At 61.0% G+C, this 14,735-nt stretch carries 14 protein-coding genes; 1 reads left to right on the top strand and 13 read right to left on the bottom strand.

Annotated elements, in window-relative coordinates:
• Positions 1 to 120: 120 nt before the first annotated feature.
• The 11 genes from HGSM_RS10030 to rpsB all read right to left on the bottom strand — a co-directional run bounded on the left by HGSM_RS10030 (position 121) and on the right by rpsB (position 11,831).
• Positions 121 to 1,899: a proline--tRNA ligase gene (locus tag HGSM_RS10030; RefSeq protein WP_019148625.1), complete on the bottom strand. Its 1,779-nt coding sequence runs from the start codon at positions 1,897 to 1,899 to the stop codon at positions 121 to 123.
• 81 nt (positions 1,900 to 1,980) lie between these two features.
• Positions 1,981 to 2,913 (bottom strand): GNAT family N-acetyltransferase, encoded by a 933-nt coding sequence (locus HGSM_RS10025; protein ID WP_081581413.1) that lies wholly within the window; start codon positions 2,911 to 2,913, stop codon positions 1,981 to 1,983.
• A gap of 5 nt (positions 2,914 to 2,918) precedes the next feature.
• Entirely contained in the window at positions 2,919 to 4,046 is a 1,128-nt protein-coding gene (ispG, locus tag HGSM_RS10020; RefSeq protein ID WP_019148623.1) for a flavodoxin-dependent (E)-4-hydroxy-3-methylbut-2-enyl-diphosphate synthase, read from the bottom strand.
• Between the two features lie 128 nt (positions 4,047 to 4,174).
• On the bottom strand, positions 4,175 to 5,491 hold the full coding sequence (locus HGSM_RS10015; protein ID WP_019148622.1) for a M50 family metallopeptidase: 1,317 nt from the start codon (positions 5,489 to 5,491) through the stop codon (positions 4,175 to 4,177).
• A 293-nt stretch (positions 5,492 to 5,784) separates the two neighbouring features.
• The gene (dxr, locus tag HGSM_RS10010) at positions 5,785 to 6,945 is read right to left on the bottom strand and encodes a 1-deoxy-D-xylulose-5-phosphate reductoisomerase (protein WP_019148621.1); all 1,161 of its coding nucleotides are present in this window, start codon (positions 6,943 to 6,945) and stop codon (positions 5,785 to 5,787) included.
• Positions 6,946 to 6,959: 14 nt separating this feature from the next.
• A complete protein-coding gene (locus HGSM_RS10005; protein ID WP_326550031.1) occupies positions 6,960 to 7,508 on the bottom strand; it encodes a DivIVA domain-containing protein in 549 nt (182 codons plus the stop codon).
• 78 nt (positions 7,509 to 7,586) lie between these two features.
• Complete coding sequence (locus HGSM_RS10000; RefSeq protein ID WP_019148619.1) at positions 7,587 to 8,450, bottom strand: phosphatidate cytidylyltransferase; 864 nt, start codon at positions 8,448 to 8,450, stop codon at positions 7,587 to 7,589.
• Complete coding sequence (frr, locus tag HGSM_RS09995; RefSeq protein WP_019148618.1) at positions 8,450 to 9,007, bottom strand: ribosome recycling factor; 558 nt, start codon at positions 9,005 to 9,007, stop codon at positions 8,450 to 8,452. Before frr ends, HGSM_RS10000 begins: the two co-directional genes overlap by 1 nt.
• A gap of 119 nt (positions 9,008 to 9,126) precedes the next feature.
• The gene (gene pyrH, locus HGSM_RS09990) at positions 9,127 to 9,885 is read right to left on the bottom strand and encodes a UMP kinase (RefSeq protein WP_019148617.1); all 759 of its coding nucleotides are present in this window, start codon (positions 9,883 to 9,885) and stop codon (positions 9,127 to 9,129) included.
• 188 nt (positions 9,886 to 10,073) lie between these two features.
• Positions 10,074 to 10,919, bottom strand: a complete 846-nt coding sequence (gene tsf, locus HGSM_RS09985) for a translation elongation factor Ts (RefSeq protein WP_019148616.1) — start codon at positions 10,917 to 10,919, stop codon at positions 10,074 to 10,076.
• Between the two features lie 78 nt (positions 10,920 to 10,997).
• Positions 10,998 to 11,831 carry a 30S ribosomal protein S2 gene (gene rpsB / locus HGSM_RS09980; RefSeq protein WP_019148615.1) on the bottom strand — a complete coding sequence of 278 codons (834 nt, stop codon included), beginning with the start codon at positions 11,829 to 11,831 and terminating at the stop codon, positions 10,998 to 11,000.
• 680 nt (positions 11,832 to 12,511) lie between these two features.
• On the opposite strand from rpsB, the gene HGSM_RS09975 reads away from it, so the two are divergent.
• Positions 12,512 to 12,913: a M23 family metallopeptidase gene (locus HGSM_RS09975; protein WP_051009832.1), complete on the top strand. Its 402-nt coding sequence runs from the start codon at positions 12,512 to 12,514 to the stop codon at positions 12,911 to 12,913.
• A 14-nt stretch (positions 12,914 to 12,927) separates the two neighbouring features.
• Here HGSM_RS09975 and HGSM_RS09970 read toward each other — a convergent pair whose 3' ends face one another.
• The gene (locus HGSM_RS09970) at positions 12,928 to 13,803 is read right to left on the bottom strand and encodes a FliA/WhiG family RNA polymerase sigma factor (RefSeq protein WP_019148613.1); all 876 of its coding nucleotides are present in this window, start codon (positions 13,801 to 13,803) and stop codon (positions 12,928 to 12,930) included.
• 107 nt (positions 13,804 to 13,910) lie between these two features.
• On the bottom strand, positions 13,911 to 14,735 hold an 825-nt coding region (locus tag HGSM_RS09965), incomplete at its 5' end, for a tyrosine recombinase XerC (protein WP_019148612.1).

The following is a 14,735-nucleotide window of genomic DNA, read 5'->3' as shown; positions in this document are numbered from 1 at the left end:
ATGTACGACGATCGTGGTCACCGCCCAGCGAAAGGCCGGTCGCTGCACAGTGCGTAACGCACAGGCGGGGCCCGAATCCGTAGGATTCGGGCCCCGCCTTGTTACGTTTACGAGCGCGAACTACTTGAGCAGCTCGGCCACTGCCTGCGCGATCGTCTGCGCTGCGGTGTCCACCGCGATCTTGGTGGACTCGCCTGCACGTGGGCGGAACTCGATCTCGCCATCGGCGAGGCCACGTCCAACGACTGCGATCAGCGGAACGCCGTACAACTCGGCGTCCTTGAACTTGACGCCAGCGGTGACCTTTGGACGGTCGTCGTAGATGACCTCGATACCTGCGTCTGAGAGGTCCTTGGCGAGCTTCTCAGCGGCCTCGAACACCTCGGCGTCCTTACCGGTGGCAACGATGTGCACGTGCGCAGGTGCGACGTGTGCGGGCCAGGCAAGGCCCTTCTCGTCGTAGTTCGCCTGGGCGAGAGCTGCCATGACACGCGAGACACCGATTCCGTAGGAACCCATGGTCACAGTGGCCTGCTTGCCGTTCTCGTCGAGCACCTTGAGGCCGAGAGCCTCGGCGTACTTGCGGCCAAGCTGGAAGATGTGGCCGATCTCGATGCCGCGAGCGAGCTCGAGTGGACCGGAACCGTCGGGCGCCTCGTCTCCTGCAAGGACCTGTGCGGCCTCGACAACACCGTCAGCTACGAAGTCGCGTCCGGCTACGAGCGAGAGTACGTGCTTGTCGGTCTCGTTTGCGCCGGTGACCCACTCCGTTCCCTCGACGACGCGAGGGTCCACGAGGTAGCGGATAGCGGTCTCGTCGCCGGTGTGCGCGCGGCCGAGGACCTGTGGGCCGATGTAGCCCTTGACCAGAACCTTGTTCTTGGCAAAGTCGCCGTCGCCTGCAGCGTCGACCTCAGCTGGTGCAAGGGATGCCTCGAGGCGCTTCATGTCGATGTCACGGTTGCCCGGAACGCCAACCACGAGGACCTCACGGGAGCCATCTGGCATGGTCGCGGTGACCACAACATTCTTGAGGGTGTCGGAGGCTGCCCACTGGCGGCCGTCCTCGCGTGGGTGGTTCTCGTTGAGGAACGCAACGAGCTCGTCGATGGTTCCGCAGCCGGGGGTGTCCACAACGCGCGCCGCAGGGGTGGCCGAGTAATCAACCGGCGCAGGTACTGGAGTCACCACGGCCTCGACGTTGGCAGCGTAGCCGCCTGGGGAGCGCACGAACGTGTCCTCACCGATCGAGGTTGGGGTTAGGAACTCCTCGGAGCGAGATCCGCCCATGGCTCCGGACGTCGCTGCAACAATGACGTACTCGAGGCCCAGGCGAGTGAAGATGCGCTCGTAGGCGTCGCGCTGCTGCTGGTAGGAGACATCAAGGCCCTCGTCGGTCAGGTCGAACGAGTAGGCGTCCTTCATGACGAACTCACGGCCACGGATCAGACCCGCGCGTGGACGAGCCTCGTCGCGGTACTTGGTCTGGATCTGGTACAGCGTGACGGGCAGGTCCTTGTACGACGAGTACAGGTCCTTGACCAGCAGGGTGAACATTTCCTCGTGCGTAGGCGCGAGCAGGTAGTCGGCGTCCTTGCGGTCCTTGAGGCGGAACAGGTTGGGACCGTACTCGGCCCAGCGGTTCGTGGCCTCGTAAGGCTCGCGTGGAAGCAGTGCTGGGAAGTGGACGCGCTGCGCACCGGCAGCCTCCATCTCCTCGCGGACAACAGCCTCAACCTTGTCTAGAACGCGGAGCCCCAGCGGGAGCCACGTGTACACGCCCGGCGCGGCCCGGCGAATGTACCCTGCACGGACTAGGAGCTTGTGGCTTGCGACTTCAGCGTCGGCTGGATCCTCGCGAAGCGAACGGACAAAAAGGTTTGAGAGGCGTAAGAGCATACCTACAAGGTTAATACCTCAACGCAACTTCAAAGAACACGCGTCGATCGAGCCACCCAACGCACCCACGATCGTCGAGAATCAAAACAGAACGGTGGCGCACATTCCGACGTCTTCGAACCCGACGTGACGGTAGGCGGCCACTGCCCGGGAGTTGTAGTCGTTGACGTACAGCGAGACAGTGGGGGCGACGTCCCGCAGGCCGTACACAACGGTGGCGGCCACGGCCGCGACCGACAGTCCCCTGCCCCGGAACTCGGGATCGATCCACACACCCTGGACCTGCGCCACGGAACTCGCGACGGCCCCAAAGTCAGACTTGAAAAGAACTCGTCCGGCAGTTGCAGGCGCGTCCGGTGCGTCGGGTGTGCCGCAGTTGGTGGCAGGTTTGGTTGAGATGAGCGTGCGGCGCTGTTCAATGAGTTCTTGGACGCGCGCGGCGTAGTAGGCAGAGCCAAAGGAGAGCGGAGAAATCCCGACTTCCTCGTGGAACATGTGCACGCTTGCGGGGAACACGCCATCGAAGTCCGCGGAACGGGCGTATCGCACACGCGGATCGGGGGCGACTCTAGGTGGCTGCGTGATGGCCATCGAGTACTGGCGGGGCCGGATCTCCCGCGGCTGCTTCCACGAGCCGTCAAGTAGTTCCCACAGCGCCAAGACGTCGCTCGAGGGCCCCACGATCGAGGAACACCTGCGACCCATGCGCAGGGCGAGCTGCGAAAAAGACTCAAGAACGTCCGAGCGTTCTGACGGTGAAAAATCTGGTTCAGGGATGATGGGAACGATGTTCGCGCCGGCCCAACACACGGCACTCAGTGGCCCCGACTCTGGGTACCCCCACACCTCGCCCGTGGAGTAACCGCTCTCAAACCCGGCTTCCATGTGAACGAGCGCGAGAACGTAGGACACGGGATCACGGCGCGCCACTGCGATTGCCTGATCCCATTCGCTGATCGCGAGCACACGGGCACCAGCCCGGGGGTGTGCTCGCGACCTTGCGAATGACGTCATGCAGGTTAGCCTACGGTAATCGAGGGCGATTCTCCGGTCTTCTCCATCGTGTCAGCGATGCGCATCGCCTCCATGATGAGGGTCTCCACGATCTCGGATTCAGGAACGGTCTTGATGACCTCACCCTTCACAAAGATCTGGCCCTTACCGTTACCGGATGCAACGCCAAGGTCAGCCTCGCGGGCCTCGCCCGGTCCGTTCACTACGCAGCCCATGACGGCAACTCGCAGTGGAACAGGAAGTCCCTCGAGTCCGGCGGTCACCTTTTCGGCAAGCGTGTACACGTCTACCTGGGCACGGCCACACGATGGGCACGAGACGATCTCGAGCTTGCGTGGCTTGAGGTTCAGGGACTGCAGGATCTGGTTTCCGACCTTGACCTCTTCGACTGGAGGCGCAGACAGCGAAACGCGAATGGTGTCGCCGATGCCCTTGGAAAGAAGTGCACCGAAGGCGGTCGCGGACTTGATGGTTCCCTGGAATGCTGGGCCGGCCTCGGTCACACCGAGGTGCAGTGGCCAGTCGCCGCGCTCAGACAGCATCTCGTACGCGCGCACCATTACGACTGGGTCGTTGTGCTTGACGGAGATCTTGAAGTCGTGGAAGTCGTGCTCCTCGAACAGCGAGGCTTCCCACACGGCCGACTCAACGAGGGCCTCAGGGGTAGCCTTGCCGTACTTCTTGAGCAGGCGCGGGTCGAGAGATCCCGCGTTCACGCCGATGCGGATGGACACGCCCGCGTCCTTGGCAGCCTGGGCGATCTGCTTGACCTGGTCGTCAAACTTACGAATGTTGCCCGGGTTGACACGAACTGCCGCACAGCCGGCGTCGATTGCGGCGTAGACGTACTTGGGCTGGAAGTGAATGTCAGCAATTACCGGAATCTGTGACTTCTTGGCGATTGCTGGCAGCGCCTCCGCGTCGTCTGCGCTAGGAACCGCGACACGCACGATGTCACAGCCGGCAGCAGTCAACTCTGCGATCTGCTGGAGGGTGGCGTTGATGTCCGTCGTCGGGGTTGTGGTCATGGACTGAACACTGATGGGTGCATCGCCACCGACCTCGACCTTGCCCACGCGAATCTTGCGCGTCTTGCGACGAGGCGCGAGGGTGGGAGCCGGTGCGGATGGCATGCCTAAGTTGATTGGAACACTCACCCCTTCATTATCCCCCGAAAACTCCCGGCCACGGACCGAACGAGGTATGAGTCACGCCCATTTCCACCAAACCGGCACTCATTGTCCGCAGTTAGTGACGGATGTCAGCCGAACAGCTTGATGGGGTTGACGATGTCCGCGTAGATGAGCAACACGCCCATTCCCGTCAGCAAAATGAAAACTGTGTAAGTGAGCGGAAGCAGTCGCGCGGTGTCGGCCGGACCCGCGTATCCCTTGCCGCGAGCGTGGGCAACCTTACGTCGAGCACCCTCGTACAGTGCGCTGGCAATGTGACCACCATCGAGCGGTGGCAGCGGGATCATGTTGAACGCAAACAGCGCGATATTCAGCGAGGCCACGAGGCTGATGAGGTTGGCGGCCACAAACTTGGGCGAGTCGAATCCCTCGGTCGACGCGAGTTCGCCCGCAAATCGTCCGATTCCAACGATGCCCACCACGGATTCGGGGTCACGCTCTTCCCCACCGAACGCCGCCTGGGCAACGTCCACGAGCCGGCTTGGCAAGCTTGTGATGATCTTGGCCGTCCCCGCGAGTTGTTCCCCCATGACGCCTGGAACCTCGGAGATCGGCTGTGGTTCAAGCTCAGTGCGGGAACCCATACCCATGAATCCCACGGGGCTGGTCGCGGGGTTACCCTGCGCATCGAGTTTCTGGGAGCCGTCCTCGTTGTACACGGGCCGGTCCGCTACAACAGGGGTCGCGGTGGTAGTCTGCGTCTTGCCGTCTCGCTCGAACGTCACCTCAACGCTTTGACCGCCAGTCTGTTGGATCAGTCCAGTGAGTTCCTCCCAGGTGGACACCGTGGTACCGGCCCATGAGGTAATTGTGTCTCCAGGCTGGAGGCCGGCCTCTGCAGCCGGGGCCTTCGGGTCAGCATCGGTGCAGGTAGCGTCCGCAGGGGCGTCGATCGCCAGGACGCACTGAGACACATTGGCGAGCGTTGTCGTGGGAGTCATCTGGCCGAATCCCGCATACAGGACGCAAAGCATCACGAACGCGATGACTAGGTTCATGAACGGCCCACCGAACATGATCAAGAGTTTCTTGGGCACCGAAAGGTTGTAGAACGCCCGGTATTCCTCGCCCGGCAGGATCTCCTCGGAGCTGGCGTCACGCGCGGATTGCACGAACTCCGCGAGCCTGCCCTTTTTGTTCGCACGGCGAGGGTCCCCCGGAGGGTACATGCCCACGAGGCGCACGTACCCGCCGAGCGGGATCAGCTTGAAGCCATACTCGGTCTCTCCCCGGGTGGTAGACCAGACGGTCGGCCCGAACCCCACCATGTACTGCGGCACGCGCACGCCGAACTTCTTGGCGGGCAGCAGGTGCCCGATCTCGTGCAGACCGATCGAGATGAGCAGCCCGAGCAGCACGATGAGCACGCCGAGAAGGTACGACATGAGGCCTCCGTATGGCTTGAGATGTTGGGGAGCGCTGCGCGCTCCCCAACATTATTGTTCACTGGGCTGGGAGAATCCCGAGCCCTTATTTACGACGATTGTGCCCCGCCCAAGTGGCCTGGGCCAGTTGGTCCGGTTGCCGGTTAGGTGCGCGGATACGGGTGTCGATGCAGCGGAGGGGACAAGCTCGGCCGGGTGAGGCACATAGGCGCCGCTATGCTCCACTGGGCTCCACTGGCTGTAACTGCCCAAAGTTAGGTGCGCGCTGGCGGCGAGTGGCCAGTGGCTACTGGCTAGTTTCCAGCGAGGATCTCGTGGGCACGCTTGCGCGCCCAGGTCTCCACCTCAAGAACCGATTCCAGCGTCAGCCCTTGCATGATGCCCTCGTGATCCGCGAGGACCCTTTCGACCGTGGTGACGATGTCGAGGTACTTGATCTTCCCTGCAAGGAACGCGCCCACACACTCCTCGTTGGCTGCGTTATAGACAGCGGGGTGGGTTGCAGATGCCTTGGCCGCAGCCCGTGCTAGTGACACCGCCGGGAACGTGTCCTCATCCAAGGGTTCAAAGGTCCACATGTTCGCCTGCGTCCAGTCCACGTGGACAGCACCGCTCTCCACTCGGTCAGGCCATGACAGCGCTAGCGCAATAGGGAGACGCATATCCGGCGGTGACGCCTGCGCCATCGTGCAGCCATCACGGAACTCGATCATCGAGTGAATGACCGACTGCGGGTGCACCACAACCTGAATATCGTCCGTGGGCACATCGAACAGCAGGTGCGCCTCGATGAGCTCGAGCCCCTTGTTCATGAGGGTTGACGAGTTGATCGTTACTACCGGGCCCATGGACCAGGTGGGGTGCGCGAGTGCCTGCTCGGGAGTGACGTCCTCCAGTTCGGCGCGTGTCTTACCGCGGAACGGTCCCCCGCTCGCCGTCAGGATGAACTTGGTGACCTCGGATCGCTTACCGCCCCTCAGGGACTGCGCCATGGCGGAGTGTTCGGAGTCCACGGGGACGATCTGGTCTTCGCGCTGCTGCGCGGCCTTGACCAGGCCACCGCCCACGACGAGCGACTCCTTGTTAGCCAGAGCCAGAGTTGAGCCAGCCTCCAGTGCGGCGAGCGTTGGACCCAACCCCACCGAGCCGGTGATGCCATTCAGCACAATGTCTGCCCCGAGAGCAGCTACCTCGGCTGCGGCGGTAGGACCCGCAAGGACCTGCGCGCGTGAACCAGCCGCGGACAGAGCGTCACGGAGCGCTGGAACGTGGGACTCGTCGGAAATTGACACAACTTCGACACCATATTCCGCAGCCTGTCGTGCCAACAGTTCCGGCTGAGCGCCTCCGGCGCTCAGCGCACGTACCGAAAATCGCTCGCTATTGCGCGAGACAACGTCCAGCGCCTGTGTACCAATAGAACCAGTTGAACCAAGGATGGCCAGGGACTTCATATCAGAAACAGCTATCACTCAACGCCGACTAGTACTTCAACTCCACGGGCAACAAAGGCATCGACCTCAGCCTCTTCGTACGCGTTCTTTCCCTTTGCACGGGGAAAAGTGACCATACGAAGCTCGCTCGCGCTCACTTTGAGCTGGCCGTCAAAGAACCGTACGAGGTTTTCACACAGTGCGTCAACGTGTTCGATCGAGTAGCCATAACCCTTGCGGGGGTGGGAAAACTTGTCCCCACTTGGACGTTTGAGCCGCGGGTACATCGAACGTGCGCGCTCGTTGAGCAGCGCCGACCAGGCTGCCTGGCCCTGCTGCGCGATGATGTCCTGGCGTTCCTTGGTCACGAACGCGTCCTCAAGGCGGTTGAGTGCGCCGTCTACCTCGTCGGTGTCGTACCCGCCGCGAACCACGTCAAACACTGCGGTGTGAATGTCGCGGTGCACGAGAGGCTCCACGTTCGCGCCTTCATAAACCATCCGTGCGTGCGCAAAGAAGTCGTCAACTTCATCAGTGTCGTAGCCCTTGCGGAGGCCCGAAACCTTTGTGAACATCGAAGCCATCATGTGTCCTTTCCAAAAGAAGCCACTGGCAATAATAGCGTCCCTCCACCCGGGGTGGGTGAAGGGACGCTGGAGAAACTAAGGCATACCTGGCAAGGTCGGGGCTGCCCCAAGAATCAGGTAAACGAACGGCGCAGTCAGGAGCAGCGAGTCCAGGCGGTCCAAGATCCCGCCATGACCTGGCAGCAGAGAGCCCATGTCCTTGAGTTGGAGGTCGCGCTTGATGAGTGACTCTGCAAGGTCCCCCACAGTTGCGGTAATCGGGGTCAGGAGGCCAAGCATGATCCCAACAATCGGGTTGACCTCGAGGAGGTAAGCTCCCACGACCCCCACGATCATCGTCAGCAGGAACGAGCCTGCCAGACCCTCCCAGCTCTTCTTGGGGCTAATGGAAGGAGCCAGCGGGTGCTTTCCAAACCGCACGCCAGCAAAGAACCCGCCCGTGTCGTTGGCCACTGCGAGCAGGATGAAGAGTGCGACCTGCATCGGACCGTCGTCGTGCGCAAGCATGAGCATGACGAAGCCCGCCATGAGCGGCAGGTAGGCAGCAGCGAACACGCCCGCTGCGCTATCGCGAACGGCCGCGATCCCGCCCCCGTCGAGGACTCTCCACACAACCACACCGCCGACGGTGAGGATGAAGGAGACCATGAGTGCCTCAGCACCCGAGATGTACGCAGAAATCAGGATTCCAGCGGTTCCCACACACAGTGGCAGCACTGGGATATGGATATCCCTGCGCTCGAAGGCCTTGGATAACTCCCAGATACCGCCGCAGATCGCGACCACCGCGAGGAGGACAAAGAGCTCTTTGCGGAAGATAAGGGACGCCGCAACCGCGCCAAGCAGAACAACCGCCACTGCAATCGCAGCGGGGAGATTACGTCCGGACTTGTTCTGCTTGGCTGTTGCAGTGTCGGCCAGACGGCCAGAGTTATCCATCAGACTTCGAGAAGTTCAGCCTCTTTACCAGCCAGGAGCTGGTCGATGGCCTCGGAGTAGCGCTTGGTCAGCGACTCAAGTTCCTTCTCTGCGCGACCGCCCTCGTCCTCGCCGATCTCGCCGTCCTTGACAGCCCTATCGATCTGGTCCTTAGCCTTGCGACGCACGCCACGAATCGAAACGCGGCCCTCTTCGCCCTTGGTCTTAGCAAGCTTGACGTAGTCGCGGCGGCGCTCTTCGGTCAGCATTGGAAGAACGATACGAATTGCAACGCCGTCGTTCGAAGGGTTCACGCCGAGGTCAGACTCGCGCAGAGCCTTTTCGATGAGAGCCATGGCCGACTTGTCGAAAGGGTTCACAAGGACCGTACGAGCGTCAGGAATGTTGAACGAGGCAAGCTGCTGGAGCGGGGTTGGTGCGCCGTAGTAGTCCACCATGATCTTGGTGAACATACCGGAGTTTGCGCGACCCGTACGAATACCCGCGAACTCTTCCTTTGCGACCGCGACAGCGCGTTCCATTTTTTCTTCTGCCTCAAGCAGGATTTCTTCAATCATGAGAAAACTCCTTTGTAAGGGTGTCACTTACGCCGAACGAGGCGCGTCCCGCACCGGGTCCGACGCTGTGAGCACCAACTATGGTGCACCAAGCACCGCGAGCACTTTTCGGTATAAGACTAGTCTGCGGTGACCGCAGTACCAATTTCCTCGCCGATAAGCGCGCGAGTCACGTTTCCTTCTTCATCCATGCCGAAGACGCGCATGTTCAGGCTGTTGTCACGGCCAAGGCTCATCGCAGCGGCATCCATGACGCCGAGACCCTGCACGAGTGCGTCGGTGAAAGTAACGTTCTGGAGGAGCTGTGCATCTGGGTTGCTGCGTGGGTCGTCGCTGTACACGCCATCCACACCGTTCTTGCCCATGAGGACCTCGGTGCAACCAGTCTCGAGCGCCCGCTGCACTGCCACGGTGTCGGTGGAGAAGTACGGCATGCCCGCTCCCGCACCAAAGATGACAACGCGGCCCTTCTCAAGGTGGCGAACAGCGCGGAGCGGAATGTAAGGCTCTGCAACCTGGCCCATGGTGATCGCGGTCTGTACCCGGGTGCTAACGCCAGCCTGCTCAAGGAAGTCCTGAAGTGCGAGGCAGTTCATGACGGTACCGAGCATTCCCATGTAGTCCGCACGAGCGCGGTCCAGTCCCTGCTGCGACAGCTCCGCTCCACGGAAGAAGTTTCCACCACCAACAACAATTGCGACTTGGACGCCCTGCGCAACAGCAGCAGCAATCTCAGCCGCGACACGGCGAACAACGTTCGACGCGAGGCCAATCTGCCCGCCTCCGAACGCTTCACCGGAAAGCTTCAACAAGACACGACGCGCCGCGGGCGAACCTGCCTGGGTAGGTGTGTTGGATTCCTCGTGGGAGGTGGACATGGATGTACTCCGCTTCTGCAGGTGTTTTGCCGGATGGCACGAATGCCGCAGAGCTCTTCCTTCCCGTGCTCAAACACAAGGCAGGCAATCCCTTCCACGCAGAGTGAAAGACGCTCCATAGATTGTGTGTTACTGCGCTGAATGCCCGGTTCAGCAAGAAGTGAACCGGGCATTCAGTCAAGCAAGAATCAGGCGCCTACGCGGAAACGGACGAAGCTCTTGAGCTCACCCTTTGCGTCTGCAAGAACCTGGCTAACCTTCTTGGATGGGTCCTTCGCAAGAGGCTGGTCGAGGAGAACGACCTCTTCGTAGAACTTACCGAGACGGTTCTCAGCGATCTTCTCGATGATGTGCTCAGGCTTGTTAGCGCCTTCTGCACGAGCGGTCTCGAGAGCGATACGACGCTCGTCTTCAACCTTCTCAGCTGGGATCTGGTCGCGGGTAAGGAACTGTGGCGACAGAGCAGCAACGTGCTGCGCGATGTCCTTTGCAACGGATGCGCCGTTTGCATCGGTCACAGCGAACACGCCGATCGATGGTGGCAGGTCCTTGGCGGTACGGTGCAGGTACTCGGTAACGGCTGGGCCCTCGACGACAGCAACGCGGCGAAGAACGATCTTCTCGCCAAGGGTTGCAGCGTCAGCGTCAATGAACGCCTGAAGGGTCTGGCCGTCGACGTCGGAAGCGAGTGCTTCTTCAACGGTCTTTGCGCCGGACTTTACGACAGCAGCAAGAACTGCCTCGCCAAGCTCGATGAACTTAGGTGCCTTAGCCACGAAGTCAGTTTCGCAGTTGAGCTCGATGAGGGTACCAACCTGGCCACCGTCAACGTCTGCAATGTGGGAAGCGACGAGGCCCTCGGAGGTTGCGCGGTCTTCGCGCTTTGCAACACCCTTGAGTCCCTTGACGCGGATGATCTCCAGCGCCTTGTTCTGGTCGCCATCTGCCTCGTCAAGAGCCTTCTTGACGTCGAGCATTCCGGCACCAGTGCGCTCGCGAAGCGCCTTGATGTCTGCGGCAGTGTAGTTTGCCATTGATTGTCCTTTTTCAGTGTTGGCCGGTCAAGAAGGTTGGCGACCGTTTCCGGCCGCCAACCCAAAGCTGAGCAAGTGTTACTTTGCTTCCTCGGCAGCAGGTGCCTCAACAGCAGCGTCTGCGGCAGGTGCTTCTGCTGCAGGTGCGTCTGCGGTCTCGAGGAGCTCGCGCTCCCACTCAGCGAGTGGCTCAGCCTCAGCTGCACCGGTCTTGCCACCGTTGCTGCGGGCAACGAGGCCCTCTGCAGCAGCGTCAGCGATAACGCGGGTCAGGAGAGCAACAGCGCGGATCGCGTCGTCGTTACCTGGGATCTTGTAGTCAACAACATCTGGGTCACAGTTGGTGTCGAGGACTGCAACAACTGGGATACCCAGCTTGCGAGCCTCGTCAACAGCAAGGTGCTCCTTGTTGGTGTCAACGATCCAGATAGCCGATGGAACCTTTGCCATGTCGCGGATTCCACCAAGGGTGCGAGAAAGCTTGTCCTTCTCGCGGCGCATGATCAGCAGTTCCTTCTTGGTGAACTGCGAACCTGCAACGTCGTCGAAGTCGATCTGCTCGAGTTCCTTGAGGCGCTGCAGACGCTTGTTCACGGTCTGGAAGTTGGTGAGCATACCACCGAGCCAACGGTGGTTCACGTATGGCATACCAACGCGAGCAGCCTGCTCAGCGATTGGCTCCTGAGCCTGCTTCTTGGTACCCACGAAGAGGATCGAACCACCGTGTGCAACCGTTTCCTTGACGAACTCGTATGCACGGTCAATGTAGGAAAGCGACTGCTGAAGGTCAACGATGTAGATGCCGTTGCGCTCGGTGAAAATGAAGCGCTTCATCTTTGGGTTCCAGCGACGGGTCTGGTGTCCGAAGTGAACACCTGCGTCGAGGAGCTGGCGCATGGTTACAACTGCCATGGCTGTTTCCTTTCGGCGTGCCCGGGGATCCTCCCCTGCAACACGCACAGTTGGGCGATCAAAGTGATCGCATTTTTGGGTTAATCAGCCGCTTCGTGATGAAGCGACTGCTCCGCACCCTCCCACCGGCTGCCACCGAGGTGGACCTCCAGTCGAGCAGGAGTCCGCATGAGCGAACGCCGGGTGCTTCTTGTCATGAGGCAGTGCATCGAAGATGCGCGGCGCCCCCTCCGTTTACTCGAAGACACACCTCTGGCCACATGCATGGTCAATACTACCGGATCCACAGGTCCGGCTTCGAGCCAGTTTCCCCCGATTCGCCCGTGATCCCGTGCACATTTCTCCACGCCACTTGTACTCGAGTAAGACTCGCTAGTGCGGTCCATCTGGCGGGCCAGTGAACTAGAACTGAGAGGTGCACCAGCGTGAGGATGCGAATTAATCGGAACGCAATCGTTCGAACGGTCGCGGCTGCATCGTGCGCGATGGGTGTGGCACTCGCATGTGCGATGGCATCAGCACCGTCTGCAGCTGGGACTCGCGCACCCAGTGGCGGCCCCTACTCCAGGGAAGCCGTGCCCGAGCCGGCAGCTGCGGTCCGCGTTCCGTTACCCATCGATCCAACGCTGACGCTCGGAGCGCTCAATCTTGGTGTTACCGACCCTAGTGGACTTGGGAGGATGAGGAGTGCATACGTGGATGCCGGAGTCATCCTGGCGGACTTCTCGCCGCCAACTGAAGCATACGGATCAGGACACCGCGGGATAGATATCGTTGCAGCACCTGGCCAGCCGGTACGCACACCCGCACCAGGTGTCATCACCTTTGCGGGTCCCGTCGCTGGTAAGCCCGTCGTCGTCATTAGTCACCGCGACGGCACACGCACCACCCTAGAGCCTGTCACCGCCACGATCGCCCGCAATGCCGCCGTAGCGCAGGGAACCCAGATCGGCGTGGTTGCGCCTTCACAGTGGAGCCACTGCTTTACGCACTGCGTCCACTGGGGATTGCGGATCGAGGACGACTACCTCGACCCGTGGCGGCTCGTGGCTCCTCGGGTGGCGGTAATTTTGCTCGAATGAGTCCTCGTGCTGCCCTACCCCTGGGAGACTTCGAGAATCTGTCTACGAAGCCGGAGGATGAGCGCGGAGTGCATCTGGGATACCCGAGACTCCGTCACACCAAGGGTGCGTCCGATCTCGGCAAGCGTCATTCCCTTGAAGTAATACAAGGAGACGATGATCTTTTCGCGTTCGTTGAGCTGGTCAATGACTCGGCCCAAGATCTCGCGACTCTCGCGCTCATCAAACGCGTGAGCTGGATCAACCGCAGTGATGCGCTGGACGGACTCAATGGCGGAAATGAGTTCGAGGCGCTCCCCCGCACCCACAATCTCATCGAGTGCAACCATGTTCGTGCTCGACAGTTGCCACTGAATGTTGCGCAGCTCCTTGTCCGTGATCTCGAGCTTGGTGGCGAGTTCAGGGTTCGTAGGTGCACGGTGCAGCGAGGCCTCAAGCTCGATGTACGCCGAGTCATAGGCACGAGCCTTGGACCGCACAGACCGAGGCACCCAGTCGATAGCCCTCATCTCGTCGATAATCGCCCCGCGAATGCGGGTCGATGCGTACGTTTCAAACTTGATCTCTCGAGACACATCAAACTTGTCGATCGCATCAATGAGACCGAACATTCCGTACGACACGAGGTCCGAGGACTCAACAGAATTCGGGAACTTCAGGGCCATCTTGTTGGCAATGGAGGCCACGAGCGGCACGTACGCGAGAATCAGCGCCTCGCGTATTTGCGGTGTGGGATCGTCGTAGTATCCCTCCCAGAGCGCACGATTCGCTTCCTCGCGAACGGCCGCGGTAACAGGGGCGTTTCCCCGTTTCCGCGTAAAGCGCTCTGTTGTAATGCTGCTGAACTCGCCTTGTCGCGCGGTTGTAGCGACCGGTGAGATCGATTCCATGACATCCCCTTGGGTTCTGGCGGTAACCGGGTATCAACGAAGTGGTGATCTACGTGGGTGGTGCATCCGTGTAGTGGGCGCCTCGGCTGGGCCGTAGGCATCCGTGTTCAGGCTCTCGGATGCGCGAGCCTATATGCGCTTTTCAGTCTGTCCGTGGTCACATGTGTGTATCGCTGGGTAGTTTGCAACGACGAGTGGCCCAGGATCTCTTGGACGGTGCGCAGGTCAGCCCCGCCCTCAAGCAGGTGCGTCGCCGCGCTATGTCGGAGGCCGTGGGGCGCAATGTCCGGGACACCTGCTTGGGCGGCGAGCCGATGTAGGCGTTCACGTACATCGCGAGGGTCCCACCTCCCGCCTCTCTGCCCTAGGAAGAGCGCCGCGGTGGGCGCCTTCCCGGCCGGTGCAGCGTTGAGTAGTGGCGGCCTACCCTGCACGATCCAGAGTTGAAGCGCCGCTGCAGCCGGTTTTCCAACCGGAACAATCCGCTCCTTGTTGCCCTTTCCAATTACCCGCACGATGCGTTGTGACAGGTCCAGGTCGGACACATTGAGGCCCGTTGCTTCACTCACGCGGAGCCCGCACGCGTAGATGAGTTCGCACACAGCCCACATTCGCAGGTCCTGTGGGAGGCCGGTCTCACTAGCAACTTTTTTCGCGTGCTCGAGCAACCGGGCAGTTTGACCCTCGCTCAAGAGTTTGGGGAGCGCATTCGCCGCCTTGGGTGTGATGAGCCGGGCAGCAGGGTCAACCTCGACCTTCCCAGCCTCGGTCGCCCAAGCGTAGAACGCCCTAATCGCTGCGCCCTTGCGGGCGAGCGTCGCGCTCGATGCACCATTTTCGACGAGATGGGCAAGCCATTCACGCAGGTCGCCAAGGCTCGCCGCAAGTAAGTTGGTGTTGCTGAGGGCGAGGAAATCAAGGAGATCGCGCAC

It is taken from the genome of Timonella senegalensis JC301, from assembly GCF_000312125.1.
Taxonomy (GTDB): domain Bacteria; phylum Actinomycetota; class Actinomycetes; order Actinomycetales; family Cellulomonadaceae; genus Timonella; species Timonella senegalensis.
The sequence above is the reverse complement of the archived record's forward strand: the minus strand, read 5'-3'. Positions and strand labels throughout refer to the sequence as shown.